A 25,716-nucleotide genomic window follows, 5' to 3' on the forward strand; every position below is an offset into this window, starting at 1 on the left:
CCGCAGTGTAGGAAGGCGCCTCATGGAGCGCGGGCGGGATGCGACGAAACGCCAAAAGCCAGCACCGATCTGCTTTTGGCCACGACCGCCCGTGAAGGCCGGGGCGGGTTTGAGGCTCAGGACTTGGTCTGCTGTGCCTCGCAGACCAGGCTGCGCCAGCCACAGAAGGCTCCGGCCAGGGCGCAGAGCGAAGCGGCCCAGAACACCGCCGCATAGCCCAGATGGCCGACCAGCCAGGCCCCGCCCAAGCTGCCCAGCACGCCCGACAAGCCATAGCCCAGCACCGAGTACAAGGCCTGCCCCCGGCCGCGCAGGCGGCCCGGGAAGTAACGCGTGATCAGCGCGATGCAAGCCGTGTGCTGGGCCGCGAAGGTGATGGCATGGCCGCATTGGGCCAGCAGCAGCAGACCGAGGTTGGCACCGAAGGCCGCCGTCATGGCAAAGCGCAGGGCCGCCAGCAAGGACGCCGCCACCAGCCAGTGGTGCAAGGTGGCCCGCTCCAGCAGGCGGCCCGAGAAGGCGAACCAGAAAATCTCCACCACCACCGAGATCGCCCACAGCCCGCCAATCACCGGCTTGCTGTAGCCCAGGGCATCAAGAAACAGGCTGAAAAAGGCGTACAGCGCCGAATGCGCCAGCACGGTCAGGAACACACCGAGGAAGAACCAGCGCACCTCGGCCCGGGCAAACACGGCCAGCACCGAATCGCTGCCCTCCGCCACGGCTGCCGCGCTGCGTGCCGCCGGGCTGGGCCGCGCCTGCAGCGGCATGCGCCAAGCCATCAAAACCACCAGGGCCAGCAAGGCAAAGGTGGTCAGCGCAAACCAGCGCATGCCGAAATGCTCGTACCACCAGCCGGCCAGCACCACGGTGGCCAGGAAACCGATCGAGCCCCACACGCGCACGCGGCCATAACGGCGCGTGTCCATGCCACCGTCGGCCGTGCTCAGGTGGCTGGCCACCACGGTTTCGGTCAAGGGCACGATGGCCGCATTGAAGCTGAACATCAAAAAGGTGGCGATCACCAGGGTCGCCAGCTGAGGCGGCAGCAAAAAACCGGCGCCGGCGATGCAGCTGGCCAGGGCCGTCCAGCGGATGATCTGCACCCGCTGGCCCGTGCGGTCGGCCAGCGCGCCCCAGGCGTAGGGCGCGAACAGGCGCGTCCAGCTGGACAAGGACACCAGCAAGCCGATGGCAAACACCGGCAGGCCCAGCTCCTTGTACCAAAGCGGGGCATAGGGGTTGAAGCCGCCGATGGCGGCGAAGTAGGCGCAGGACAGGGCCGCGCTGGCGGCCAGGGTGCGGGCCGAGGCGCCGCCGCGTGGCAGGCCGAAGCTGCCGGAGCCGCTCGGGGGCTCGGTCATTCAGCCGATCCGTCCGCGCCTGCGGCGGGGCGGGCGCCCGGAATTGGCGCCAGCGGCAGGGCCACATCGCCGCACTGCGCGCGGTGGCGCAGCACATGGTCCATCAGCACCAGGGCCAGCATGGCCTCGGCGATCGGCGTGGCGCGGATGCCCACGCAGGGATCGTGGCGGCCGAAGGTCTCGACCACGGCCGGCTCACCGGCGCGGTTGATCGAGGCCTTGGGGTTGCGGATCGAGCTGGTGGGCTTGATGGCGATGGAGGCCACGATGTCCTGCCCGGTCGAGATGCCACCCAGCATCCCACCGGCGTTGTTGCTGGCAAAGCCGAGCGGGGTCAGCTCGTCGCCATGCTCGCTGCCGCGCTGGGCCACGACGCCGAAGCCGGCGCCGATCTCCACACCCTTGACCGCGTTGATGCCCATCAGGGCGTAGGCGATGTCGGCATCGAGCTTGTCAAACAAGGGCTCGCCCAGACCCACAGGCACGCCGGTGGCCTCCACGCGGATGCGCGCGCCGACCGAGTCGCCGGATTTGCGCAGCGCATCCATATACGCCTCCAGCTCGGCGATCTTGCTGGAGTTGGCGGCGAAGAAGGGGTTGTCGCCCACATGCTGCCAGCCCTCGAAGGGGATCTCGATCTCGCCGAGCTGGGTCATGCAGCCGCGGAACTCGGTGCCGAATTTCTCTTTCAGCCATTTGCGCGCCACGGCGCCGGCGCCGACCATGGGTGCGGTCAGGCGCGCCGAGGAGCGGCCGCCGCCGCGCGGATCGCGCAGGCCGTATTTGCGGTAGTAGCTGTAGTCGGCATGGCCCGGACGGAAGGTATCCAGGATGTTGCCGTAGTCCTTGCTGCGCTGGTCGGTGTTCTTGATCAGCAGGCAGATGGGCGTGCCGGTGGTGAAGCCCTCAAAAACGCCGGAGAGGATCTCGACGGCATCGGGCTCGTTGCGCTGGGTCACATGGCGGCTGGTACCGGGGCGGCGGCGGTCCAGCTCGGGCTGGATGTCGGCCTCGCTCAAGGCCAGGCCCGGGGGGCAGCCGTCGATCACACACCCAATGGCCGGGCCATGGCTCTCGCCGAAATTCGTGACGCGGAACAATTCGCCGAAAGTGCTGCCTGACATGGGAATCCTGTGCTGCCTGAAGCGCAGGATTCTACGGGCAGGCCGGGTGAAGCCCAGCCTGCCCCGCGCTCATGCCGCGCTCATGCCGCGATCACAGCACCATCACGGCGTGACCGTGGCCGTGACCGTCACGCCGCTGTAGGCCGCATAGGCTTGCACACCGACGATGTAGGTGGCCGCCGTCGGCGCGGTGATGGCGCAGCTCTCGTTGCTGGTCGAGCCATCGCTCTTGCAAGCATAGCTGCTGGTGCTGGGCTTGCTCGTCTTCTGCACAAAGAGGTCGGCATCGCCGTTGCTGCCCTTGAGCGTGACCGTCAGCTTGGAGGCTGCGCTGGGCAAGGTGATTGCGTAGTAGTTCCAGCTGCCGGTGGCGCCGCTCTGGTTGGCCAGGGGCACGCCATTGCTCAGCGGGGTGGGCGGCGTGTCGGGCACACCGCCGCTGAGCGTGCCCTTGAGCGCGTAATAGCCGACCGAGCTGTAATTGGAGAAGCCGTTCTGCGGCGTGCCCTCGGCGCCGCCCTGGATCTTGATCGAGTAGCTGCCGGCGGGCAGTTGCAGATTGCTGAACTCGGCCGAGCGATTCACCGCCAGATTGCTGCGCGCCACCTGCTGGCCGCTGCTGTTCAGGATCTGCGCCTCGACATCAAGCATGCGCAGGTACTCAATCGGGTCCACCCGCAGGTTCAGGGTTGCGGCATTGGCCACGGTGAAGGTGAACAGATCGTTGTCGGTGTTGCGCTCGATCTGGCCCCAGTTGTCCAGCGGGTTGATCTCCCCCCCGGCGCGCAGCTGCAAGGGCTTGCCGTTGACGTTGTCGTCGGCCACATAGGGCACCGACTCATTGACCGTCATGATGCGGAAATCGTCTTCCTGGTTGTTGGCGGTGCTGTACTCGCCGCGGCTCCAGGTGAACAGCTGGTTGGCCCAGGAGCCACCCATCCAGTAGTTGCCCATGATGGGGCCCCACTGGTAAGCCGGGATGCCTTCGAAGTACTCACCACCGCTGCCGCCGCCGTCATGCGACATGCCCATCTGGTGACCCACCTCGTGCGCACCGGTCATGCCGATGCCATAGCCGTAGTCGAAGCCGGCCGAGGGGTTGCGGTAAAGCGTGCCGGCCGAGGTGGTGCCGAAAGAGCGCAGCGGCGCAAAGGAGCGACCATCCTGGTTGATGAAGTTGATGATGCCGGTGCGCAAGGTGTTGGCCGTGCGCGCCGCGTCGTAGACCGAGCGCTTGGTCGTGACGTTCATGTTCAACATCGAGTACTGGTCGGCCACCGATTGCCAGGCCCGGTACATCTGTTCTTTCGTCACCCCATTGAGCGGCGTGCTGCCGTTCATGACAGCGGTGGTGTTGAGATAGAACACCCAGGGGCTTCCGGGCTTGCTCTCCAGCTGGGTGACGTCCTGATTGGCATAGGGCCCGATATGCGGTGCCTGGCGCAGAGCCATAGGGCTGTAGACCGGCGCGGCCACGGCCAATGTGGTGACGTTCTGGGCGCGCTCATAGTCGTGCTGGAACTTCTCGTCGAAATCGGGAAAGACCACGGTATAGGGCACTTCGCGCACCAGCACCTGACCTTTGGCGCCATCGGCGCTGCCGCTGCTGAACTCAAAGGCCTTGCGCTTGTCATGCAGCGCCAGATAGCCACCCAGGCTCTTGGCACTGCCCTTGAGGAAGAACACCGAGTTGCTGTTGCCCAGGGCATGGCCGGAGATGGACACCAGACCATTCTTGTCGAAGAAATCCTGGATCTGCACTGCGAGCGACTCGTTGCCGAAGGTGCGGAAGAAGGGGCTGCTGCTGCCGCGGTGTTGCTGGCGCAGCGCCTCGATCAACTGCTCGCCGCTGCCGAGATTGAGCACGGCCGTGCTCTCGACAGCGCCGTCTTGAGCAGCCGCAGGCAGGCTCATGCTGGACAGTGCACTCAGGATCAAGGCCGCAGCCGGAAGCAGAGCGAGTTTGAATGGGGTCTTGTGGGCAGGCATGGGGGTCTCCAGAGGTAGATGTGGACCGTCGGCCGGAGCCGAGGCTGCGCAGTGTCCTCAGCGCAGCCGCGCTTGAACATAGAAACATCTGACAGAGGGTCGGGGCCTGTGGGCCAGATTGAGACAGAGCCTGTTGGCTCGGCAGGCAGAAAGTGAAAGTCCGATCGCGGAGCTACTTTCGATCTTCCACGGATACACCTGCGCTTGACGTTCGCGGATCGAGCGCTGCGGGACCGATGCCGCTGGCATGCAAAGGGTCGCCCCCGATGGCCAGCTTCCGCCCCGCTTCGTAGAGTCCAGGCGCAGGCCACAAGCCCAACACACTGGAAGGAGGAGAAGCCCATGAGCAGCGTCCATCGAATCTCGCGCGAGCAGGTGATCTACGCCATGTCGCGCGACAACCCGCCCGTGCTCACGGTCGACAGCGGCGAGCGGCTGCTGTTCGAAACCTGCGACTGCTTCCAGGACCAGATCGTCAGTGAAGACACGCCGTTTGAAGGCGTGGACTGGGCCCGCATCAACCCGGCCACCGGCCCGGTCTTCGTGCGCGGCGCCGAACCCGGCGATGTGCTGGCCGTGGACATCGAACACATCGAGGTGGGCGAGCGTGCCGTGATGGTGACGGCACCGGGCCTGGGCATCCTCGGTGACCGCTTCAGCGAGGCCAACATCCGCAGCATGGCCATCGAAGGGGGTCAGGTCTTGATGCCCGGTGGCATCCGCCTGCCCTTGCGGCCCATGATCGGCGTCATCGGCACGGTGCCGGCCGGCGAGCCCGTGTCCTGCGGAACGCCCGACGCCCATGGCGGCAATATGGATTGCAAGCTGATCTGCGCCGGCCACTCGCTCTACCTGCCGGTGCAGGTGCCAGGCGCCCTGCTGGCCCTGGGCGATCTGCATGCGGCCATGGGCGATGGCGAGGTGTCGGTCTGCGGCTTGGAGGTGGCCGGCGAGGTGCGCGTGCGCCTGCGCGTGATCAAGCCCGAGGCCGGCAAGCCCTGGCCCCTGCCCTTGCTGAGCACGCCCAGCCATGCCTACACCCTGGGCTCCGCCGTGCAGCTCGATGAGGCCGCCCTGCTGGCCAGCCGCCAGATGGTGGACTTGTTGACCCAGCACGGCCGCATGAGCGAGGTCGATGCGGTGAACCTGATGAGCATCGCCGGCAATTTGCAGATCTGCCAGATCGTCGACCCCAAGAAGACCTGCCGCTTCGAGATGCCGCAAGCGCTGCTGCAGCAGTTGGGGATTGCGCTGTGAGCCGCTCGAGCCCGCCAGGCCTCACGGCATCGCCAGACTTGGCCGACTTCGGCTACCGGCAGGAACTCAAGCGGGCCCTGGGCTTCAAGGACCTGCTGCGCTACGGCATGGTGGCCATGGTGCCGATCGCGCCCTTCGGCGTGTACGGCTTTGTGGCCGACGCCTCGCAAGGCCTGGTGCCCCTGGCCTATGGCCTTGGGCTGCTGGCCATGGTCTTCACCGCGCTGTGCTATGCGGCCATGTCGCAGGAGTTTCCCGTTGCCGGGTCGGCCTACACCTACACCCAGCGCGGCCTGCACCCGCTGGCCGGTTTTCTGGCCGGCTGGCTGCTCCTGCTCGACTACATCCTGGTGCCGGCCCTGCTCTTTGTGGTCAGTGCAAATTCGCTGCAAGCCCTCTGGCCCGCCCTGCCCGCCGGTAGCTGGGTGCTGGCCTTCATCGCCCTGTGCACGGCCATCAATCTGCGAGGTGTCGAGTTGACCGCCCGTGCCAACCGGGTCTTTCTTGCTTTGCAGCTGCTGGTGCTGGCGGTCTTCATGGCGCTGGCCTTGTGGACCCTGCTCGGGCCGGGCGGCACGGGCCTGAGCCTGCGCCCCATCCAGGGCCCGCAGCTGAACTGGAACTGGGTGGCCGGTGCCGCCGCCATCGCCGCCCTGTCCTTTCTGGGCTTTGATGCCATTTCCACACTCAGCGAGGAGGTCAGATCCGACCCCGCGCGCCCGCGCGACAACCCGGTCGGCCGAGCCACGCTCTGGGTGCTGTTTCTGATGGGCAGCTGCTTCATCGCCCAAACCTGGCTGGCGAGCGAACTGGCCCTGGCAGCCGGGCCGGACTTCAAGCCGGCCAGCGCCGACAGCGCCTTCTACGACATCGCCGCACTGGCCGGCGGACGCAGCCTCTTCATCAGCTGCGCCGTGGCCACCGCCCTGGCCTGGGGCGTGGCCAATGCCTTGAGCGCGCAGGCAGCGGTGTCTCGCGTGCTCTACGCCATGGCGCGGGACGGCCAACTGCCCGGCTCACGCTGGCTGGCCCGCGTGCACCCCGAGCGCCAGACGCCACAGACCAGCACCTGGCTGGTGGCCGCCGTGTCCCTGGCCGTGGCCCTGCTGTTCCTCGAGGACGCTGCCGCCCTGACCAACCTCGTCACCTTTGGCGCGCTCAGTGCCTTTGTGCTGCTGCACCTGGCCGTGATCTGGCACTTCCTGCTGCGCCAGCGCAGCGGCCGCTGGCTGCGCCATGGGCTGGTGCCGGCCCTGGGCCTGGCCGTGCTGCTCTTCATCCTCTACGGGCAGGACCGTGCGGCCATGAAGCTGGGCCTGGCCTGGTTGGGCCTGGGGCTGCTCTGGTGGGCCACACTCGGCCGTGGCCGGCACGGCACGCTGAAGCTGGCGGGCTGACCCCGGTCGGCCGGCACCCGCGCGCGCCTGCCTGCCTGCCTGCCTGCCTGCCTGCCTGCTCAGGCCTGGCGGCGCTGTGGCTCGCTCAGGTGCAGGAAACGGGTCAGCAGATCGCGCGGCGGCGCGACCGAGATGGCCTTGAGCATCTGGCCCACATTGCCGCGGTGATAAGCGCCGTGGGTGATCAAGTGAAGAAGCATTTCCTCCCGGCTCATGCAGCCGGCGTCGCCATCGGTGAACTGGAAGTGCAGGCGCTCGGCCGCCTGCTCGGGCGAGAGCTCGGCGACATAACGCTCGAACCACGCATCCAGCTCCGCCTGTTCGAACTGCAGGGCCTCCAGGCTCGGCGTGTCATCGGTGTTGCTGCGGGTGTAGCCATGCGCCTGCTGGCAGAGATGCGCGTGAAAGATACGGTCCACCACGTAGATGTGGTTGAGCATGCGCAGTGCGGCATGCAGCGCCTCGGCGTGCTGGCTGGCATCCACGTCCGCCAGCACGGCAAACAGTTCCTGGTTGGCCCAGGACTTCTGGGCAAAGAGTTGCTGCAGGCTGGTCATGGCGGAACGTCCTTCGGCACATCGCCTGGCACCGGTCGGCCGAGGCTGGAAAAACAAAACAGAGAAGGCGGCCGAGCCGCGCTTCTCTGTGGGTGTGAAAGCAGGAGTGAAATTCAGGCCAGCTCAGGCAGCCGAAGGCGCAGCTGGCGTTCAGGCGCCCTGCCGCTCAGAGCTTGGATTCATCCGCCGCCGCCGGGTTGTCTTCCAGCGGCCAGTCGCGGATGTAGGCCTTGAGCATGCGGTTTTCGAAATCCTGGCCATCGACCACAGCCTTGGCCACGTCGTAGAAGGAGATCACGCCCATCAGCGTGCGACCGTTGAGCACCGGCATGTAGCGGGCGTGGCGGCCCAGCATCATGCGGCGGACTTCGTCGATTTCGGTCTCGGGCGTGCAGGTCAGCGGATGGTCGTCCATGACGCTGCGAACCAGGGAGGTGCCGACCGTGCCGCCATTGCGCACGATGGCCGCGATCACCTCGCGGAAGGTCAGCATGCCGACCAGATCGCCATGCTCCATCACCACCAGGGAGCCGATGTCGCGTTCGGCCATGGCGGTCACGGCCACGGCCAGCAATTCGTCGGGCGTGACGGTGAACAGCGTGCCGCCCTTGACGCGCAAAATGTCGACGACTTTCATGATCAGCTTTCTCCTCGTTTTCACTGCCTGCCACTGCCTAACACAAGCTGCTGCACTGCCGGCAAGACCCGGCACCTTGCGCCGCAGGATGCTTGGGAACATAGCACACAATCCGCGCATTCAACACCACGAAAGTCCATATGTCCGGTTACAGCGACCCTGGCTTTGACACCCTGGCCTTGCATGCCGGCGCCGCCCCCGATCCCGCCACCGGCGCGCGCGTCACGCCCCTGCATCTGAGCACCTCCTTTGTGTTCGAGAACAGCGAGCATGCCGCCTCGCTCTTCAATATGGAGCGCGCCGGCCATGTCTACAGCCGCATCTCCAACCCGACCACGGCCGTGTTCGAGGAACGCATGGCCGCGCTGGAAGGCGGAGTCGGCGCCATCGCCACGGCCAGCGGGCAAGCGGCCTTGCACCTGGCCATCGCCACCATCGCCGCGGCCGGCTCGCACATCGTCGCCTCCAGCGCGCTCTACGGCGGCTCGCACAATCTGCTGCACTACACCCTGGCCCGCTTCGGCATCAGCACCACTTTTGTGAAGCCGGGCGATCTGGAAGGATGGCGTGCCGCCATCCGGCCCGAGACCCGCCTGCTGTTCGGCGAAACCCTGGGCAACCCGGGCATGGACGTGCTGGACATCCCGGCCGTCGCGGCCATCGCCCACGAGGCCGGCCTGCCCCTGCTGGTGGACGCCACCCTCAGCACGCCCTATCTGCAGCGGCCCATCGCCCAGGGCGCCGATCTGGTCATGCACTCGGCCACCAAGTTTTTGTCCGGCCATGGCACGGTGGTCGGCGGCGTGCTGGTCGACAGCGGCCGCTTCGACTGGCAGGCCGCGTTCGAGCGCAGCGGCGGCCGCCGCTTTGCGGAGCTCTGCGAGCCCTATGCCGGATTCCACGGCATGGTGTTCAGCGAGGAGAGCAGCACCAGCGCCTTCCTGCTGCGCGCGCGCCGCGAGGGCCTGCGCGACTTCGGTGCCTGCATGAGCCCGCACACCGCCTGGCTGATCCTGCAAGGCATCGAGACCCTGTCCCTGCGCATGGAGCGCCATGTGCGGAACGCCGGCCGCGTGGCGGAGTTTCTGGCCGCCCAGCCCCAGGTCAGCCGTGTCGGCTACCCCGGCCTGGTCAGCCACGTCGACCATGGCCGGGCCCAGGAGCTGCTGCCGCGCGGCTGCGGTTCGGTCTTCAGCTTCGATCTGCAGGGCAGCCGCGAGCAAGGCCGGCGCTTCATCGAGGCGCTCAAGATCTTCTCCCACCTGGCCAATGTCGGCGACTGCCGCTCGCTGGTGATCCACCCGGCCAGCACCACCCATTTCCGCATGGACGATGCGGCCTTGGCCCAGGCCGGCATCACGCCCGGCACCATCCGCCTGTCCATCGGCCTGGAAGACGCCGAGGACCTGATCGCCGACTTGAAGCGCGCGCTCAAGATCGCCGCCCGCTGAAGCGAAGCCACTGAGACCCCCACCATGCTCTTCAACGTCCACGAACAGCCCAGCTACGCCTACACCGGCGGCAAGCCCTTCGACCCCACCCTGCCCTGCGTGGTCTTCATCCACGGTGCCCTCAACGACCACAGCGTCTGGACCCTGCTGGCGCGCTGGTGCGCCCACCACGGCCATGCGGTGCTGGCCGTCGACCTGCCCGGCCATGGCCGCAACCGCGGGCAAGCACCGCTGGCCGATGTGCCGGCCATGGCCGATTGGTTGCTGGCCCTGATGCAGGCCGCGGGCTTGAGCCAGCCCGCCGCCCTGGTCGGCCACAGCATGGGCTCGCTGATCGCGCTGGAAGCCGCCGCGCGCGCGCCCGAGCAGGTCAGCCGCCTGGTGCTGGTAGGCACGGCCTACCCGATGAAGGTCTCGCCCGCCCTGCTGGAAACCGCCCGCACGGCGCCCGAGCAGGCGATTGCCATGGTCAACACCTTCTCTTTCGCCAGCTGGGCCAGCAAACCTGGCTACCCCGGCCCCGGCAGCTGGCTGCAAGGGGCCGAGCTGGCGCTCAAGAGCCGCATCCAGAACGGGCAGACCGCGCTCAATCTCTTCGAGCACGATTTCCGCGTCTGCGACAGCTATGCCGGCGGCTTGGAGGCTGCGGCCCGGGTGCGCTGCCCGGCGCACTTCATCCTCGGCGAACAGGACCAGATGACGGCACCCAAGCAGGCGCAAGCCCTGATCGAGGCGCTGAAAGCCCAGGTGCCCACGGCCGTGCACACACTGCCCGCCGGCCATTCGATGATGGCCGAGGCGCCCGACGCGATGCTGGCAGCCCTGCGCCAGGCGCTGCGCTGAAGCCGCGGCTCAACCGCGCTGGATCATGCCGTCCACCACCAGGATGGTGCGGTCGCAGCGCTGGGCCAGTTCGGGGTTGTGGGTCACAAAGAGCACGGCCGTGCCCTGCTCACGGTTGACCCGGCGCAGCAGCTCGAACACCGCATCGGCACTCTTGGTGTCGAGGTTGCCGGTGGGCTCGTCGGCCAGCAGCAGGGCCGGCTTCATGGCCAGGGCTCGGGCCACGGCCACGCGCTGCTGCTGGCCGCCGCTGAGCTTGTTGGCCAGGTTGTCGCGCCAGGGCGTGAGCCCCACCTGATCGATCAACTCGGCCGCCCGCGCCGCCATGGCGGCATCGGGCCGGCCCTTGGCACCGAGCAGGGGCAGCATCACGTTCTCCAGCGCGGTGAAGGCGCTGATCAGGTGGTGGTACTGGAAGACAAAGCCGATGTTGTGGCCGCGCAGCCGGGTCAGCGCATGGTCGTCCAGGCCCACGGTGTTCTCGCCGCAGATGCTCAGCTCGCCGCTGCTGGGCCGGTCCAGCAGGCCGACGATATTGAGCAGCGTGCTCTTGCCCGAGCCGCTGGGGCCCATGACGGCGCAGAACTCGCCGCGGCTCAAGTCCAGATCAATGCCGTGCAAGACCTCGCTGGCGAATGGCGTGCCCGGATTGAAGACCTTGCGCACGCTGCGCATGGTCACCACAGCGCTGCGATCGGCGCCCTCAGCCACGGATGGCCACCACGGGATCAAGCCGTGCCGCACGCAGGGCCGGCGCAAACGCAGACAGCAAACCGGTGATGCTGGCCAAAAGCAAGGCCAGGGCAAACAGCTGCGGGTCCAGGCTGAGCGCGAACAGCGGCGTGCCGTCGGCATTGCGCGCAAAGCGCTGCCAGGCCAGCAAGGCCGCCGCGCCGATGGCGCAGCCGATCAGCGCGCCGCCCAAGCCCAGCAAACCACCTTGCAACAAAAAGACCCGCAGAATCTGCCCGCGCGAAATGCCCATGGCGCGCAAGATGCCGATCTCACGCGACTTTTGCACCACCACGACCACCAGCACGCTAGCAATGCCGAAGGCGACCGAGAGGCCGACGAAAAACCGAATCGCTGTATTGGCCGTCGACTGAGCACTGATGGCCGAGAAGAACTGAGCGCTGGCCTTGATCCAGCTGTCCGCCTGCACGCCGGTTTCCGCAGCAATGCGCTGAGCCATGCGCTCGGCGGCATAGACATCTTCGACCGTCACATCGAGGCTGCTGACGCCGCCGGGCAGGCCCAGCAAGCTTTGCGCCGTGCGCAGCGGCACATAGGTGCTGCGTTCATTGGCCCCCTTGTTGCCGAGGTCAAAGATGCCGGCGATCTTGAAGGTGCTGAGGCTGGGTGCGGCGCCGGGATTGGCCGCATTGCTGGTGCTCAGGCGCAACTTGTCGCCGACATCGAGGCCCAGGTCGGCGGCCAGCTCGCTGCCAATCAGGATGTCACCGCTGCCCAGCTGGGCGCTGCCGCGCAGGAGCTTGTCGCCAAGATCGACGATGCGGTAATACAGCGCTGGCTCGATGCCGGTGAGCGACACCGCGCGGCTGGCACTGCCGCGCAGCACCAGGGCCGAGCCGCTGACCTGGGGGCTGACCACCCGCACGCCCGGCATGGCCTGCACCTGCCGGGCCACGGCCTGCCACTGGTCGATGGACTTGAGCCGCTGCAGCGGCGGCTGGACGATGGCACCGACCACGGCGCCGGGCTGGCCCTCAGGCCCCAGCTCACGCTCGCCGCGCAGCTCGCGCGTGTGCTGCTGCGGCGGCAGCAGTTGGATGTGGGCCTGGGCCGAGAGCACGCGGCGGATGAAGTTGCCCTGCAAACCGGCCAGCAAGGCCGACATGAAGACAATCACGCCCACACCGATGGCCACGCCGGTCATGATGAAGAGGGTCTGCAGCCGCCCTTCGCGCAGAAAGCGCAGGGCCACGATCCACTCAAAGGGCTGCCAGGACTTGAGCATGGTCAGGTATCAGCGCCTGTTTCAGCGACTGGCGGGCAAGGACCTTGGTGCGGCTGCTGTCGGCTTGGCGAACACTGGCCGCACAGGGTCGCCCGCTTTCAGACCCGCAGCATCGGCAGCCGCAGCCTGCAGCACCACGTCACCTTCAGCCAAACCACCCAGCACCTCGACCCAGCCGCCGCTGCGCAGGCCCAGCTCAATCTCGCGCCGCTGCAGCCCCTGCTGGGCATCGACGCGCCAGACCCAGGGTTTCTGGCCCGACGCCTCATGCAGCTGCGCCAGGCCCAGCAGCAGCGCCCCTTGGCGCCGGCCGACCTCGATGTCGGCCGAGACCGTCATGTCCTGGCGCAGATAGGCCGGTGGCGCATCGACCGCCAGGCGCACCTCGACCGCGCCGGTCTGGGCATTGATGCCCGGGTTGATATAAGCCACGCGCGCGGCAAAGCGCTGCTCCGGGTAGGCGTCGGCCGAGGCCAGGGCCGACTGGCCCAGTTGCAGCAGGCGCAGGTTCTTCTCGTCGATGGACATGACCAGCTCGGTCCGGCCCTGGGGCGAGAGCGTCATCAGCAAACGCCCGGCCTGCACCACATCACCGACCTCGACATTGCGGGCGATCAGGGTGCCGGCCACCGGCGCCTGGATGCGGGTGTAGCGGGCCCGCGCCCGGGCCAGGTCGGCGGCGGCCTCGGCCTGGCTCAGGGCCGCGCGGGCCAGGGCCTGCTCGCTGCCAGCCGGCTGCAGGCTGCGGGTCTGGGCCTGACTGACACGCGCCTGGGCTTCGGCCAGGCTCAGGCTCTTGCGGGCTTCATCGAGGGCGGCCGCACCGATGAAACCTTGTTGATGAAGCTGCTCGCTGCGCTGCAGCTGGGCACGCGCCAGATCGAGCGTGGCTTGCGCCTGGCGCAGCTGCTGCTCGCTGACCGGCAGCTGCACCTCGCCCAGGCGACGCAGGTTCAGCTGCGCCTGCTGCAAGGCCGCCTCGGCCTGGCGCTGCGCGGCACTGAGTTCACTGGCCTCCAGGGCCACCAGCAGCTGGCCCTGCGCCACCGTCTGCCCTTGCGCCACCGGCACCTCGCTGACCGTGCCGGTGATCTGCGCCGCCAGGTCCACCCGGTGCGGTGCCTCCACCCGGGCACTGGCCACCACGGTCTGCACAAAATCGCGCCGCTGCAGCTGCTCCGCCGGCAGGGCCTTGCCCCCTTGGCTTTGCCAAAGACCCAGAGCCACCGCAATCAGCAACAAGCCCAAGACCCAGAGGGCCCAGCGCGGCAGGAAATGGCGTCCGGCCTTGGCAGCGGCGACAGGTGTATCCATGATGGGAGCGAGTGGGGAACTCAGTTGCGGTAGGCCAGGCCCAGACTCCAGTTGAAGGAGCCCGACTTCTGGTTGAGAGGGCTGTCGGCGGCCGTCCCCAGCAGGCGGCCGGTGCCCAGGCTGCTGAAGCAGACCCAATGCTTGCTGATCGAACGCGTGTAACTGAGGCCCAGGCCAGCGTCGCGCAAGCCCGAGCCCGGGCTATAGCTGCGACCCAGGCGCTCCGCCGCCGGCCCTTCAGGAACACCGAAGTAGCTTTGCATATAGCGGCCATTGCCGCCCGACACGCCGATGCCAACACTGAGCTCGCCACCGGCCGAACGGTAGAGTTGCTTGCGCAAATCGGTACTCCAGACAAGGCCGCCATCACGCCCCGCCAGGTCCTGGCTCAAGCTGCCGCCGAGCTGCCAGCCGGGGGCCAGGTTGTAGCTGACGTAGACCCGTCCACGCAGGGTGCGCTTCACATCGGGCAGCCCCTGGGTGCTCTCACTGTCGCGGCTGTCTCGGCCGCTGTCGATACGCAGACCAAATCCGAGGCTGAAGTTCTCGTTGCGGAACAGCTCGCGGCTGGCACCAGCCCCGCCGTCCACGGTTTCCCGGCCGAAACCCATCAATCCCGAAGAGCCCGAGGTGGCAATGCGCCAGCGCCCCCAACGCAAAGCCCAGAGCGGTTTGATATCCCCACCGTTCTGCCGGGCGCCAAAATACTCCGGTCCGTAGCGGTAGGACATACCGAGCAGGTAACGCATATCGCCCGCGGCATCACCCTCGCGCACGGCCTGCGCCTGGCACAAGCCAGGCACAGCCATTGCCACAAACAGCAGCGCAGCGACCCGTGGCCGGGCGGGCAAGGCGGAATTCGACGCGGAACCTGAGCGAAAGCATCGCAGCACAAGCCGCGGCAGGAGTGAGGGGCGGAGGGAGGCGGAATTCAGCAGCATCAGCACAGCTTAGCAGCGCTGCGCTTCATTTGTCGGCGCGCTGCGATGCCGCCGACTCAGATCCAGTCCGGCGCCAGACCCAGCACGCGAGTCAGAGGCCCAGCATGGGACGCAGCTGGGTCAGCATATCGGTGGCCATGGCCTTCAGGTCGTACTCGAGTTTCCAGCCCCAGTCCGCCACGGCGGCGCTGTCGTCGATGCGCTGCGGCCAGCTGGCGGCGATGGCCTGGCGGAAGTCCGGCGCGTAGTCGATCTGGAAGCCCGGCACCTGGCGGGCGATCTCGGCGGCGATCTCGGCCGGGGTGAAGCTGACGCCGGCCAGGTTGTAGCTGCCTCGCTGCTTGATGGCTTCGGCCGGCGCTTCCATCAGCTCGATGGTGGCGCGCAGGGCGTCGGGCATGTACATCATGGGCAAGGCCTGACCCTCTTCCAGGAAGCAGGTGTAGCGGCCGGTCTTGAGCGCCGAGTGGAAGATGTCCACAGCGTAATCGGTGGTACCACCGCCCGGGGGCGTCTTGTAGCTGATCAGGCCGGGATAGCGCAGGCTGCGCACGTCGACGCCATGCTTCTCGAAGTACCACTGGCACCAGCGCTCGCCGGCCAGCTTGGAGATGCCGTAGACCGTGGTCGGGTCCATGACCGTGGTTTGGGGCGTGTCCAGGGCCGGGGTGTTGGGGCCAAAGGCTGCGATCGAGCTGGGCCAGAAAATGCGGTCCAGCTTCTGGGTGCGGGCCAGCTCCAGCACATTGAGCAGGCCCTTCATGTTCAGGTCCCAAGCCCACATCGGGTGCTTCTCGCCGGTGGCGGACAACGCGGCCGCCAGCAGATAGATCTGGGTGATGCTGTGGCGCTTGACGACGGCGGCGATGGCCGCTGCGTCGGTGGCGTCCAGCATCTCGTGCGTCAGGGCCGGCACGCGGCCTTCAGGCGCCAGGTCGCTGGTGATGACCTTGTCGTTGCCGTGGCGCAGGGCCAAGGCCTGGGCCAGCTCGGTGCCGATCTGGCCGTTGGCGCCGATGATGAGTATCTTGGGGGTGCTCATGGGTCTGAGTGCAGTTCGGGGAGGGGCTTCAGAAAATCAGGCCTTGATCAGGCCCAGCTCGCGACCGGCCTGGGCGAAGGCGGCGACGGCGCGCTCCAGCTGCTCGCGCTCATGACCGGCCGAGACCTGAACGCGGATGCGCGCCTGGCCCTTGGGCACCACGGGGAAGAAGAAACCGACGGCATAAACGCCCAGCTCGAGGATGCGGGCACTGAGCTTTTGCGCCATCACCGCGTCGTAGACCATGATGGGCACGATGGGGTGGGTGCCGGGCTTGATCTCGAAGCCGGCGGCCTGGATGGCCTCGCGGAAGTAGGTGGTGTTGGCCTCCAGCTTGTCGCGCAGGGCGGTGGAGCCCTCCAGCAGATCGAGCACGGCGATGGACGCGCCGACGATGCTGGGCGCCACGGTGTTGGAGAACAGATAGGGGCGCGAGCGCTGGCGCAGCAGCTCGATCACTTCCTTGCGGCCCGAGGTGAAGCCGCCCGAGGCGCCACCCAGGGCCTTGCCCAGGGTGCCGGTGATGATGTCGATCTTGCCGAACACACCGCGGTACTCATGCGTGCCGCGGCCGGTCTGGCCCAGGAAGCCGCTGGCATGGCATTCGTCGATGCCCAGCAGCGCACCGTACTGATCGCACAGCGCGCGGATCTTGTCCAGCTGGGCGATGGTGCCGTCCATGGAGAACACGCCGTCGGTGAAGACCAGGGTGTGGCGGGCGCCGGCAGCCTTGGCGGCCTCCAGCTGGGCTTGCAGATCGGCCAGATCGTTGTGCTTGTAGCGGAAGCGCTTGGCCTTGCACAGGCGGATGCCGTCGATGATGGAGGCGTGGTTCAGCTCGTCGCTGATGATGGCGTCTTGTTCGCCGAGCAGGGGCTCGAACAGGCCGCCGTTGGCGTCAAACGCTGCTGCGTAGAGGATGGTGTCCTCGGTGCCCAGGAACTTGGCCAGGCGCTGTTCCAGGGTCTTGTGCAGGTCTTGCGTGCCGCAGATGAAACGCACCGACGAGAGGCCGTAGCCATGGCTGCGCAGGGCTTCATGCGCGGCTTCGATCACGGCGGGGTGCGAGGACAGACCCAGGTAGTTGTTGGCGCAGAGGTTGATGACTTCGCGGCCATCGTTGGTGTGCACCAGCGAGCCTTGCGGGCCGGTGATGACGCGCTCATTCTTGTAGAGACCGGCCTCGCGGATGCCCGCCAGTTCATTGCGAATATGGGCGTAAAAGTCTTCGCTGCTGGCCATGGGGGTCTCCTGGGTGTGGCTTGACGTTGCGCGCGGCGGCTCACCCCTCTGGGCTTGGTGCACAATCCGCTAAATTGAACATAGTTCGATATATCGAACTGTCGTGCAGTATCTGGGATTTCCTTTTTGGGGTCAAGCACCATGTCCGTGCCGAGTTTGGATCATCTGGAGCCGCCCAAGGTCGGCGCCACCCTGCAAGCCCTGAGGCAAAGCCAGGGCTTGTCGCTGGACGAGCTGTCGCGCCGCGCCGGGGTGAGCAAATCCATGCTGTCCCAGATCGAGCGCAACCAGGCCAACCCGACTGTGGCCGTGGTCTGGCGCCTGGCCAATGCGCTGCGGGTGGAGCTGTCCGAGCTGCTCGGCGGCGAGCGCGCGGCAGCCCCGGCGATCGAAACCGTGGCCGCCCATGCCACGCCGGGCATGAGCAGCCCTGATGGCCTGTGCCAGCTGCGCATCCTCGGCCCCATCGACCTGGCCGGGCAGTTCGAGTGGTATCAGCTGACGGTTCAGCCCGGCGGCGCTTTGGAATCGGCCGCGCACGAGCCTGGTTCGCGCGAGCACCTGAGCGTGCTCAGCGGCAGCTTGCGCGTGGAAGCCGGTGGCAGCAGCCGGACCTTGAGCGCCGGCGAAACCGCGCGTTATGCCGTGGATGGCCCGCATGCCATCCGCCACCTTGCAGCGCTGGGCGATGCGCAGGCCGAGCCGGCCGTGGCCCTGCTCGTGGTGCTGCACCCCTGATGGCGATCAGGCCGGCTGTGCGTCCAGCAGTTCGGCCAGGCTGACACGCTCCCAGCCGCTGCGCGCCCACAGCGGCGCCAGCCCCGGCGTGCGTTCGGCCAGCGTGGCTTGCAGCAAGGCCTGGGCCGGGGTTTCCTGCGGCAAACACAGAAGCACCAGGCGCTGCGCTCCCTCCTCTTCCAGCCGGCCCAGCCAGTCCAGGTCCAGCAGCTGATCGAGCACCGGCTCCAGTTGCAGCGGGTCCACCCGCAGGCGGCGGGCCAGCATCAGGCTGGTCAGCCCGCCCTCGCCGCGCGCCTGGCTGTCGCGCAACTCACGCAAGACGCCCAGCGAGAGCTCCAGGCTCAGGCCCGGCGTCTCGGGCCGGCGCAGCATGCCGCTGCTGAGGCTGGGCGCATTGGCCGCCAGCAAGGCGCCCAGCAGCACGATCACCCAACCGAGATAGAGCCAGACCAGAAAAATGGGCACGGTGGCGAACGCGCCGTAAAGCGTAGAGAAGGTCGGCACCTGTTTCACGTACCAAGCGAGGCCAGCCTTGGCCAGATTGAAACCCACGGTGACGAAGACGCCGCCCAGCAGCGCATGGCGCCAGCGCACATCGGTGTTGGGCACATAGTGGAACAAGGACGCCACGCCGAAGGACAGAAACAAGAATTGCGCCGTGCTGAACAGCAGGGACAGAGACACCGGCAGGGTGCTGACCAGCTCATGGCCGGTGGTGATGGCATAGCTGGTCAGGGCCAGGCTGCCGCCCAGCAGGATGGGGCCCAGGGTGACGGCCGCCCAGTACACCAGCACCCGCTGGGCAATCGGCCGCGGGCGCTTGACGCGCCAGATCTGGTTCAAGGTGCGGTCGATGGTCAGCATCAAGGCCAGGGCCGAGAGGCCCAGGGCCACCAGACCCACGGTGCCGAGGCGGCTGGCCTTGGACGCGAACTGGGTCAGCGCGCCCAGCACCGGCCGGGCGATGGTGTCGGGGATCAGGCTCTTCAGGAAGTACTTTTCCAGCGCCACCTGGAAGGATGCAAACATCGGGAAGGCCGTGAACAAGGCCAGCATCACGGTGAGCAGCGGCACCAGGGAGATCAGCGTGGTGAAGGTCAGGCTGCCGGCGGTCAGGCCCAGGCGCCCTTCCCGAAAGCGCTCGCGCAGGCTGTGAACGGTCAGGCGCCAGGGCCAGTTTTGCAGGGAGACAAGAAACTGATCCAGCGTCGGCCTTTGGATCAGGGGGTCGGAACTCGGTTTTCGCATGCTGGCTATGATGCCAGCATGTCTCAGCCGCCCCAGCCATCGAACGCGCCCCAGAGCGCGAATGCACCCTATCCCATCGAGCTTCCAGCCACGCCCATCCCGCTGAGCCCCACCGAACAGCGCCGCGCCGAGCGTGCAGCCAAGGCCGCCGCCCGCGCCGCCAAAGCCGCGGCCCGTGCGGCTGCGCGCGAAGCCCCGCCGCCACCGCCCACCGGGCGCACCCAAGCCAGCCCACAGGAGGCGCTGAGCCGCAATCTGGCCTTGGGCGCCTTGATGGCCTTGTTTGTGCTGTGCCTGGCCTGGGAGCTATGGCTGGCGCCCACAGGCAGCCGCTCGCTGGCCATCAAGGCCCTGCCCTTGCTGCTGCCCATGGCCGGCCTGTGGCGCTATCGCCTCTACACCTTCCGCTGGCTGAGCCTGATGGTGTGGCTGTATTTCGCCGAGGGCGCCGTGCGCGCCACCAGCGAAAGCGGCCTGGCCATGTGGCTGGCCACGGCGGAGGTGCTGCTCAGCGTGCTGATCTTTGTGGCCTGCGCCCTGCAGGTGCGCCAGCGCCTGGCGGCAGCCAAGGCCGAACGCAGCGAGGCCTGAGCCCCAGGCGCCGCCCGGCCCGCATCGATTTTCTGCAACACCCCCATAACAACCAGAACCATGAGACAAGAACACGCGGCCCTGATCGAGGCCTTGACATCCCTGCTCGGCGAAGCCGGCTTGCTGATCGGCGGCGCCAAGGCCGGTGATGCCGACCTGAGCGCGTATGAGCTCGACTGGCGCCGCCGCTATGCCGGCCGCGCCCTGGCCGTGGCCCGGCCGGCCAACACCGAGCAGGTGGCCGGCGTCGTCAAGCTCTGCGCCGCCCATGGCGTGAGCCTGGTGCCGCAGGGCGGCAACACCGGCCTGGTCGGCGGCTCCACGCCCGATGCCAGCGGCACGCAGATCGTGCTCAGCCTCAGCCGCATGAACCGCGTGCGCGCCCTGGACGCCGCCAACCTCACACTGACGGTGGAAGCCGGCGCCATTCTGCAGACCGTGCAGGCCACGGCCGCGGCGCAAGACCTGCTGTTCCCGCTGAGCCTGGCGGCCGAGGGCAGCTGCACCATCGGCGGCAATCTGGCCAGCAATGCCGGTGGCACGCAGGTGCTGCGTTATGGCAACGCACGCGAGCTCTGCCTGGGACTGGAGGTGGTGACGGCCGCCGGCGAGATCTGGGACGGCCTCTCCGGCCTGCGCAAGGACAACACCGGCTACGACCTGCGCGATCTCTTCATCGGCAGCGAGGGCACGCTGGGCATCATCACCGCGGCCACGCTCAAGCTCTTCCCCAAGCCCGTGGCCAAGATGACCGCGCTGGCCGCCTGCGACAGCCTGGACCAGGCGGTGCAACTGCTGAGCCTGGCGCGCGCCCGCGCCGGCTCGGGCCTGACCGGCTTCGAGGTGATGAACGAGTTCTCGCTGGGCCTGGTGCGCAAGCATTTTCCCCAGCTGCAACAGCCGCTGGCGGCCAGCGCCTGGATGGTGCTGCTGGAGATCTCGGACGCAGAGAGCGAAGCCCATGCGCGCGCCCTGTTTGAAGGCCTGCTGGAGGCGGCACTGGAGGCCGAGCTGATCAGCGACGCGGCCGTGGCGGAAAGCCTGCCGCAATCGCACGCGCTCTGGCATCTGCGCGAGTCCATCCCGCTGGCTCAGGCCGAGGAAGGCCTGAACATCAAGCACGACATCGCCCTGCCCGTCTCGGCCATCCCGGCCTTTGTCAGCGGCACCGATGCGGCCCTGGCGCAAGCCTTTCCCGGCATCCGCATGGTGGACTTTGGCCATCTGGGCGACGGCAATCTGCACTACAACGTGCAAGCGCCCGAGGGGCAGGCTGCTGGCGAGTTCTTGAGCCAGCACGAGAAGGCCATCAACGCCATCGTCTACGACGCGGTCGTCGCCCATGGTGGCTCCATCTCGGCCGAGCATGGCATCGGCCAGCTCAAGCGCGAGGAACTGGTGGCGCGCAAGAGCCCGGTGGCCATCGGCTTGATGCGCGCCATCAAGCAGGCGCTGGATCCGCAGGGCCTCCTGAACCCGGGCCGGGTGCTCTGAGCCCGGCTTGAACCGAGCGCTTTCGCGCCGACAAAAAAAGGCCTCCGCTCAGGAGGCCTTTTGCATGGGCTGAGCCCGAATCAGCCGAGCCCGCTCAATCCGCGCCTTGCGGCGCCGCAGGTCCGCTGCGGCGACGGGTCAGCAGGTCGAATGCCTTGAGCAGCATGCGGAAGACAAAGCGCAGCAGGATCAAGGTCAGCAGGGCCTCAACAAAAGTCGTCACGAAAGCCAAGAGGCCGTTCCAGCGATCCATGCGACGACGGAACTTAGCGATCATGCGGTCGCGGGCGATCTCGATGCTGTCGTAGAAGGTCGGGATGACCAGCAGGGTCAGCAAGGTCGAGGTGATGGTGCCACCGATGATGGCCACGGCCATGGGACGGTAGAACTCGCTGCCCTCGCCCAGGCCGATGGCCACCGGCAGCATGCCGGCGATCAGTGCCAGGGTGGTCATCAGGATGGGGCGCAGGCGCTTGCGGCCGGCGGCCATCAATGCGTCTTCGCGGCCCAAGCCCTCACGCTCCAGCTGACGCGCGGCGTCCAGCAGCAGGATGGCATTCTTGGCCACCAGGCCCATCAGCATGATGACGCCGATGAAACTCATGAGGTTGAGCGTGCTGTTGCTCATCAAGAGGGCCAGCACCACACCGATCAGGGACAGCGGCAGCGACATCATCACCGGCAGCGGCGCGGTGAAGGAACCGAACTGCATCACCAGCACCAGATACATCAGGCCGATGCCGGAGAGCAGCGCAATGCCCATCTCGCTGAAGACCTCGTTCTGCTCGCGCGAGTCCCCTTCCAGTTCCAGGCTGTAGCCGGGCGGGAAATTGATGGACTTGGCCAGTTTGAGCGCGTCGGCCGTGACCTCGCCGGGCGAACGGCCCTGGACGTTGGCGGCCACGGCGATGGTGCGCTTGCCATCGGCATGGCTGATCTTGGACGGGCCCTTACCCATGGTCACGGTGGCGATCTGCTCCAGCGGCACCATCACATTGCTGCCGCTGACGGCAATGGGCAGGCGTTCGATATTGCTGGCATCGACACGGTCACTCGGATGCAGGCGTACGGCCACATCGCGGGTCTCGCCCGAGGGGTCGACCCAGTCACCCACTTCCACGCCGGCAAAAGCGACACGCAAGGCTTGCGCGGCATCATTGACCGAGATGCCCAAGGAGTTGGCCAGGCCGCGGTTCAGCTCGATCTGCAACTCGTCCTGCGGGTCTTGCTCGGACAGGCCCACATCGACCGCGCCCTTGACATTGCGCAGCTTGGCCATGAACTCGTTGGTGATGTCGAGCAGCTTGCGCGAATCGACGCCGGTGAAGCGGATCTGCACCGGCTTGCGGCCGCCGCCGTTGAGGTTGTCGGAGACGGCGTACTCGGCACCGACCAGACGCGAGAGTTTCTCGCGCAGCTCATTCGCCACCTCATTGGCGGAACGCTTGCGGTCCTTGGCCTTGCCGATGTCCACATAGATTCGGCCACCGTTGACGTTGACATTGCTGTTGGTGGCCACGGTCTCGGGCATCTCGCGCGCCAGCTTGGCGGCCGCTTCGAGCTTGAGCCTGGAGTACTCCAGGCTGCTACTGGCGGGGGTGCGCACTTCCACCGCAACCATGCCGTTGTCGGTCACCGGCAGGAAGCTGGAGCCGCCGAACTTGGCGTGCAACATCACGGCGCCGACCAAGCTGGCGAGGGCGAAGGCAGCCATCCATTTGCGATGGTGCAGGGCCCAGGCGATGACAAGACCATAACGCTCGGTCTGATGGTCAAACCAGTCGTTGAAGCGAACCAGGGCTCGACCCAAGGCGTTCTTGGGCAGTTGGTGATGATTCGGTGGGTCACCCCAGAAGGCCGACAGCATCGGATCGAGGGTGAAGGAGATGAACAAGCTCACCATCACTGAAGCCACCACGGTCAGCGCGAAGGGCCGGAACCACTCACCCGACACACCCGGCATGAAGGCCACGGGCACAAACACAGCCACGATGGCAAAGGTGGTGGCCGCCACGGCCAGGCCGATCTCGGCCGTGCCTTGCAGCGCCGCGGTGCGCCGGTCGGAGCCGCGCTCGAGGTGGCGCACGATGTTCTCTCGCACCACGATGGCATCGTCGATCAGCACACCGATGGCCAGAGACAGTCCCAGCAAGCTCATGAAATTGAGCGTGAAACCGCACAGCCAGACGGCGATGAAGGCCGCGATCACCGAGGTCGGCAGCGACAGCGCCGTGATCAGGGTCGAACGCCAGGAGTTCAGGAAGACATAGACCACAAAAATGGTCAGGCCGGCACCCAGCACCAAGGACTCGATGACGTTGTTCAGGCTGTTCTGCGCGTCCTTGCCGCCGTCCTGGGTCACTTCCAGCTTGGCGCCTTCGGGCAAGGTCTTGTTGATCTCGTCGACCAAGCTGCGGATCTTGTTGGCCGTGGTGACGGTGGAGGCGTCGCGCGAGCGCGTGATGGCCAGACCCACATTGGGGTTGCCATTGCGCAGGCTCTGGCGGGTCAGCTCGCCGTAGCCGTCTTCGATGCTGGCCACCTGGGACAGGCGCACCAGCTCGGTGCCACGGCGTTTGACGACGATCTGCTGGAACTCGGCGGGTGACTCCAGACGGCCGAGCAGACGGATGCTCTGATCTTCCAGCGTGCCGCGCACCTTGCCCACGGGAGCCGTGCCGTTCTGGTTGCGCAGCGCCGCCACCACCTCGGTCACGGAGACATTGTTCTCGCGCAGCTTCTCGGCATGCAGCAGCACACTGAGCTCGCGCTTGAGCGCGCCGTTGACGAAAACCACGGCCACGCCGGGCACGGCGCGGAACTTGTCGGCCAGCTGATCCTCGGCAATGCGCGAGATCTCGGCATGGCTGTGTTTGCTGCTAGACAGGGCCAGCTGCATGATGGGCTCGGCGGCGGGGTCTTCCCGCTCCAGCACCGGTTCGCGGATCTCGGTCGGCAGCTTGTAGCGCACCGTGCCGATGGCGTTGCGGACCTCATCCGAGGCCTCGATCATGTTCTTGTTGAAGTTGAAGATCAGCACGATCTGGGCGAAGCCCTCGGCCGCTGTGGCCCGCACGCGCTGCACGCCCGAGATGCTTTGCAGCGACTTCTCGATGCGGTTCACCACCTCGCGCTCCACCGTCTCGGGCGAGGCGCCGGGGTAGGCGATGGACACCACCAGAACCGGCTCCTGCACATCGGGGATCTGGTTGACGCGCAGCTTCTTCAGGGCCAGCAGGCCCATGCACATCAGCGCAATGATGATGACGATCGTGGCGATCGGCTTCTTGATGCTGAAATCGGAAAGAAACATGGCAATTACTTCCCTGTGCTGGCCGGCGCCGAAGCCGAGGCCACGGCCGCAGCGGCGATTTGGACTTTCTGACCATCCTTGAGGTTGGAACCGGGGCTGCGCAGCACCTGGTCACCCACGGCCAGGCCGCTGCGAATGACGAACTCACCGCGGCGCGCGTCGCGCTCGCCCAGTTCCACCGCCACCTTGTTGAGCACGCCGTTCTTGACGCGCCAGGCATGGGCCGCGTCGCCCGAGCGCTGCAGCGAGACCTCGGGCAGCATCAGAGTGCTGACACTGCCGGATTCCACCCGACCTTCGGCATAGAGGCCGGCCACCGTCGGCGCCTTGCCGGGCGCGAAATCCACCAGCACTTCGAGCTGGCGGGTGGTGGCATTGGCGGCGGCATCGATGCGGCGGACCTTGCCGCTGAAGTTGCCTTCACCAAAGCCGTTGACGCGGAAGTTGACGGTTTGGCCCGCCTTGATCTCGTGCATGCGGTCAGCCGAGACCAGGCCCTCGAAGCGCATGCTGCGCGGGTCGATCACCTTGACCAGCTCCTTGCCCACCTGCGCGGTGTCGCCGGCCGAAACCTTGCGCTCGCTGACCACACCGTCAAAAGGCGCGCGCACCTCGGTGCGTTGCAACTGCTGGCGCGCCTGCACGAGGCGGGCCTTGGCGGCGACCAGATCGTTCTGGGCGTTGTTGCGGCGCAGCTCGGCGTCTTCCAGCGCTTGCAGCGAGCTCATGCCCTGGGCCTGCAGGGTCTTGAGGCGCTGCATCTGGCGCTCGGCCTGCTCGAAAGACTGGGCGGACACGCGGGCGCCCTCCTCGGCCGACGCCAGCGAGTCGCGGATGGAGGTGTCATCCAGACGCACCAGCAGGTCGCCGCGGCGCACGTTCTCGCCGTTTTCCTTGAGCACCTGCAGCACCACGGCCGACACTTCGGCGCGCAGATCGGCGCGCTTCTCGGGCTGGATGGAGCCGGTGATGACGGGGCCGAAGGCATAGCTGGACAGACTCAGGGTGCGCAAATCTTCCGGGGCCACCAAGAGCGAGGCGGCGGCGGCACTGGCCGCCTTGCCGGGCGCATCCGCAGCGCCCGCCCCTTCGCGCTTGCCGCAAGCACTGAGCGCCAGTGCAGCGCACAGCAGCAAGGTCGGGGAAACAGAACGGGCAAGGCGGGACGAACGCGTCATCGGATCAACTCCGTT

General features: G+C 67.1%; 21 protein-coding genes. 7 read left to right on the top strand and 14 right to left on the bottom strand.

Annotated elements, in window-relative coordinates; genetic code table 11:
* Positions 1-116 precede the first annotated feature (116 nt).
* The 3 genes from AC1Q6P_RS12400 to AC1Q6P_RS12410 all read right to left on the bottom strand — a co-directional run bounded on the left by AC1Q6P_RS12400 (position 117) and on the right by AC1Q6P_RS12410 (position 4,477).
* The gene (locus tag AC1Q6P_RS12400; protein ID WP_492664117.1) at positions 117-1,364 is read right to left on the bottom strand and encodes an MFS transporter; all 1,248 of its coding nucleotides are present in this window, start codon (positions 1,362-1,364) and stop codon (positions 117-119) included.
* On the bottom strand, positions 1,361-2,488 hold the full coding sequence (gene aroC / locus AC1Q6P_RS12405; RefSeq protein ID WP_492664118.1) for a chorismate synthase: 1,128 nt from the start codon (positions 2,486-2,488) through the stop codon (positions 1,361-1,363). The genes AC1Q6P_RS12400 and aroC overlap by 4 nt, the downstream gene beginning before the upstream one ends.
* Before the next feature lie 102 nt (positions 2,489-2,590).
* Positions 2,591-4,477, bottom strand: coding sequence for a PPC domain-containing protein (locus tag AC1Q6P_RS12410; RefSeq protein ID WP_492664119.1), 1,887 nt, complete (start codon positions 4,475-4,477; stop codon positions 2,591-2,593).
* A 342-nt stretch (positions 4,478-4,819) separates the two neighbouring features.
* Here AC1Q6P_RS12410 and AC1Q6P_RS12415 point away from each other — a divergent pair, with 342 nt between their 5' ends.
* Both AC1Q6P_RS12415 and AC1Q6P_RS12420 read left to right on the top strand, forming a co-directional pair.
* On the top strand, positions 4,820-5,734 hold the full coding sequence (locus AC1Q6P_RS12415; RefSeq protein ID WP_492664120.1) for an acetamidase/formamidase family protein: 915 nt from the start codon (positions 4,820-4,822) through the stop codon (positions 5,732-5,734).
* A gap of 38 nt (positions 5,735-5,772) precedes the next feature.
* A complete protein-coding gene (locus AC1Q6P_RS12420; RefSeq protein ID WP_492664121.1) occupies positions 5,773-7,131 on the top strand; it encodes an APC family permease in 1,359 nt (452 codons plus the stop codon).
* A gap of 59 nt (positions 7,132-7,190) precedes the next feature.
* Here AC1Q6P_RS12420 and AC1Q6P_RS12425 read toward each other — a convergent pair whose 3' ends face one another.
* Positions 7,191-7,688 (bottom strand): DinB family protein, encoded by a 498-nt coding sequence (locus tag AC1Q6P_RS12425; RefSeq protein ID WP_492664122.1) that lies wholly within the window; start codon positions 7,686-7,688, stop codon positions 7,191-7,193.
* A gap of 166 nt (positions 7,689-7,854) precedes the next feature.
* On the bottom strand, positions 7,855-8,325 hold the full coding sequence (locus AC1Q6P_RS12430; protein ID WP_102770346.1) for a CBS domain-containing protein: 471 nt from the start codon (positions 8,323-8,325) through the stop codon (positions 7,855-7,857).
* A gap of 140 nt (positions 8,326-8,465) precedes the next feature.
* Here AC1Q6P_RS12430 and AC1Q6P_RS12435 point away from each other — a divergent pair, with 140 nt between their 5' ends.
* Complete coding sequence (locus AC1Q6P_RS12435; protein ID WP_492664123.1) at positions 8,466-9,776, top strand: O-acetylhomoserine aminocarboxypropyltransferase; 1,311 nt, start codon at positions 8,466-8,468, stop codon at positions 9,774-9,776.
* Positions 9,777-9,800: 24 nt separating this feature from the next.
* Positions 9,801-10,619 carry an alpha/beta fold hydrolase gene (locus tag AC1Q6P_RS12440; protein WP_492664124.1) on the top strand — a complete coding sequence of 273 codons (819 nt, stop codon included), beginning with the start codon at positions 9,801-9,803 and terminating at the stop codon, positions 10,617-10,619.
* Between the two features lie 9 nt (positions 10,620-10,628).
* Here the strand turns inward: AC1Q6P_RS12440 and AC1Q6P_RS12445 are convergent, their stop codons facing one another.
* From AC1Q6P_RS12445 to kbl, 6 genes are all read right to left on the bottom strand, one after another.
* Entirely contained in the window at positions 10,629-11,294 is a 666-nt protein-coding gene (locus AC1Q6P_RS12445) for an ABC transporter ATP-binding protein (RefSeq protein WP_102770460.1), read from the bottom strand.
* A 28-nt stretch (positions 11,295-11,322) separates the two neighbouring features.
* Positions 11,323-12,597 carry an ABC transporter permease gene (locus AC1Q6P_RS12450; protein ID WP_102770343.1) on the bottom strand — a complete coding sequence of 425 codons (1,275 nt, stop codon included), beginning with the start codon at positions 12,595-12,597 and terminating at the stop codon, positions 11,323-11,325.
* A gap of 21 nt (positions 12,598-12,618) precedes the next feature.
* Complete coding sequence (locus AC1Q6P_RS12455; RefSeq protein WP_492664125.1) at positions 12,619-13,911, bottom strand: efflux RND transporter periplasmic adaptor subunit; 1,293 nt, start codon at positions 13,909-13,911, stop codon at positions 12,619-12,621.
* Positions 13,912-13,931: 20 nt separating this feature from the next.
* Positions 13,932-14,720 (bottom strand): MipA/OmpV family protein, encoded by a 789-nt coding sequence (locus AC1Q6P_RS12460; protein WP_165794751.1) that lies wholly within the window; start codon positions 14,718-14,720, stop codon positions 13,932-13,934.
* Between the two features lie 223 nt (positions 14,721-14,943).
* The gene (locus tag AC1Q6P_RS12465) at positions 14,944-15,894 is read right to left on the bottom strand and encodes an NAD-dependent epimerase/dehydratase family protein (protein ID WP_171826264.1); all 951 of its coding nucleotides are present in this window, start codon (positions 15,892-15,894) and stop codon (positions 14,944-14,946) included.
* A 36-nt stretch (positions 15,895-15,930) separates the two neighbouring features.
* On the bottom strand, positions 15,931-17,136 hold the full coding sequence (kbl, locus tag AC1Q6P_RS12470) for a glycine C-acetyltransferase (protein WP_102770339.1): 1,206 nt from the start codon (positions 17,134-17,136) through the stop codon (positions 15,931-15,933).
* A gap of 141 nt (positions 17,137-17,277) precedes the next feature.
* Here kbl and AC1Q6P_RS12475 point away from each other — a divergent pair, with 141 nt between their 5' ends.
* Positions 17,278-17,874 (top strand): helix-turn-helix domain-containing protein, encoded by a 597-nt coding sequence (locus tag AC1Q6P_RS12475; RefSeq protein WP_171826262.1) that lies wholly within the window; start codon positions 17,278-17,280, stop codon positions 17,872-17,874.
* 6 nt (positions 17,875-17,880) lie between these two features.
* Here AC1Q6P_RS12475 and AC1Q6P_RS12480 read toward each other — a convergent pair whose 3' ends face one another.
* The gene (locus AC1Q6P_RS12480) at positions 17,881-19,125 is read right to left on the bottom strand and encodes a YihY family inner membrane protein (protein ID WP_492664126.1); all 1,245 of its coding nucleotides are present in this window, start codon (positions 19,123-19,125) and stop codon (positions 17,881-17,883) included.
* 18 nt (positions 19,126-19,143) lie between these two features.
* Here AC1Q6P_RS12480 and AC1Q6P_RS12485 point away from each other — a divergent pair, with 18 nt between their 5' ends.
* Together AC1Q6P_RS12485 and AC1Q6P_RS12490 are read left to right on the top strand one after the other, a co-directional pair.
* Positions 19,144-19,716, top strand: a complete 573-nt coding sequence (locus AC1Q6P_RS12485; RefSeq protein WP_492664127.1) for a DUF2069 domain-containing protein — start codon at positions 19,144-19,146, stop codon at positions 19,714-19,716.
* 60 nt (positions 19,717-19,776) lie between these two features.
* Complete coding sequence (locus AC1Q6P_RS12490) at positions 19,777-21,210, top strand: FAD-binding oxidoreductase (RefSeq protein WP_492664128.1); 1,434 nt, start codon at positions 19,777-19,779, stop codon at positions 21,208-21,210.
* Positions 21,211-21,304: 94 nt separating this feature from the next.
* Here the strand turns inward: AC1Q6P_RS12490 and AC1Q6P_RS12495 are convergent, their stop codons facing one another.
* Both AC1Q6P_RS12495 and AC1Q6P_RS12500 read right to left on the bottom strand, forming a co-directional pair.
* Positions 21,305-24,523 (bottom strand): efflux RND transporter permease subunit, encoded by a 3,219-nt coding sequence (locus AC1Q6P_RS12495; RefSeq protein WP_492664129.1) that lies wholly within the window; start codon positions 24,521-24,523, stop codon positions 21,305-21,307.
* Positions 24,524-24,528: 5 nt separating this feature from the next.
* Positions 24,529-25,701, bottom strand: coding sequence for an efflux RND transporter periplasmic adaptor subunit (locus AC1Q6P_RS12500; RefSeq protein ID WP_171826257.1), 1,173 nt, complete (start codon positions 25,699-25,701; stop codon positions 24,529-24,531).
* Positions 25,702-25,716: the final 15 nt, after the last annotated feature.

The sequence above is a fragment of the Roseateles sp. GW835-FHT13E02 genome (assembly GCF_058794035.1).

What these genes read in the sequence shown, in the direction of transcription:
- AC1Q6P_RS12400 (WP_492664117.1), bottom strand. Translation starts at nt 1,364, where the DNA reads ATGACCGAGCCCCCGAGCGGCTCCGGCAGCTTCGGCCTGCCACGCGGC.
- aroC (WP_492664118.1), bottom strand. Translation starts at nt 2,488, where the DNA reads ATGTCAGGCAGCACTTTCGGCGAATTGTTCCGCGTCACGAATTTCGGC.
- AC1Q6P_RS12410 (WP_492664119.1), bottom strand. Translation starts at nt 4,477, where the DNA reads ATGCCTGCCCACAAGACCCCATTCAAACTCGCTCTGCTTCCGGCTGCG.
- AC1Q6P_RS12415 (WP_492664120.1), top strand. Translation starts at nt 4,820, where the DNA reads ATGAGCAGCGTCCATCGAATCTCGCGCGAGCAGGTGATCTACGCCATG.
- AC1Q6P_RS12425 (WP_492664122.1), bottom strand. Translation starts at nt 7,688, where the DNA reads ATGACCAGCCTGCAGCAACTCTTTGCCCAGAAGTCCTGGGCCAACCAG.
- AC1Q6P_RS12430 (WP_102770346.1), bottom strand. Translation starts at nt 8,325, where the DNA reads ATGAAAGTCGTCGACATTTTGCGCGTCAAGGGCGGCACGCTGTTCACC.
- AC1Q6P_RS12435 (WP_492664123.1), top strand. Translation starts at nt 8,466, where the DNA reads ATGTCCGGTTACAGCGACCCTGGCTTTGACACCCTGGCCTTGCATGCC.
- AC1Q6P_RS12440 (WP_492664124.1), top strand. Translation starts at nt 9,801, where the DNA reads ATGCTCTTCAACGTCCACGAACAGCCCAGCTACGCCTACACCGGCGGC.
- AC1Q6P_RS12445 (WP_102770460.1), bottom strand. Translation starts at nt 11,294, where the DNA reads ATGCGCAGCGTGCGCAAGGTCTTCAATCCGGGCACGCCATTCGCCAGC.
- AC1Q6P_RS12450 (WP_102770343.1), bottom strand. Translation starts at nt 12,597, where the DNA reads ATGCTCAAGTCCTGGCAGCCCTTTGAGTGGATCGTGGCCCTGCGCTTT.
- AC1Q6P_RS12455 (WP_492664125.1), bottom strand. Translation starts at nt 13,911, where the DNA reads ATGGATACACCTGTCGCCGCTGCCAAGGCCGGACGCCATTTCCTGCCG.
- AC1Q6P_RS12460 (WP_165794751.1), bottom strand. Translation starts at nt 14,720, where the DNA reads ATGGCTGTGCCTGGCTTGTGCCAGGCGCAGGCCGTGCGCGAGGGTGAT.
- AC1Q6P_RS12465 (WP_171826264.1), bottom strand. Translation starts at nt 15,894, where the DNA reads ATGAGCACCCCCAAGATACTCATCATCGGCGCCAACGGCCAGATCGGC.
- kbl (WP_102770339.1), bottom strand. Translation starts at nt 17,136, where the DNA reads ATGGCCAGCAGCGAAGACTTTTACGCCCATATTCGCAATGAACTGGCG.
- AC1Q6P_RS12475 (WP_171826262.1), top strand. Translation starts at nt 17,278, where the DNA reads ATGTCCGTGCCGAGTTTGGATCATCTGGAGCCGCCCAAGGTCGGCGCC.
- AC1Q6P_RS12480 (WP_492664126.1), bottom strand. Translation starts at nt 19,125, where the DNA reads ATGCGAAAACCGAGTTCCGACCCCCTGATCCAAAGGCCGACGCTGGAT.
- AC1Q6P_RS12485 (WP_492664127.1), top strand. Translation starts at nt 19,144, where the DNA reads ATGTCTCAGCCGCCCCAGCCATCGAACGCGCCCCAGAGCGCGAATGCA.
- AC1Q6P_RS12490 (WP_492664128.1), top strand. Translation starts at nt 19,777, where the DNA reads ATGAGACAAGAACACGCGGCCCTGATCGAGGCCTTGACATCCCTGCTC.
- AC1Q6P_RS12495 (WP_492664129.1), bottom strand. Translation starts at nt 24,523, where the DNA reads ATGTTTCTTTCCGATTTCAGCATCAAGAAGCCGATCGCCACGATCGTC.
- AC1Q6P_RS12500 (WP_171826257.1), bottom strand. Translation starts at nt 25,701, where the DNA reads ATGACGCGTTCGTCCCGCCTTGCCCGTTCTGTTTCCCCGACCTTGCTG.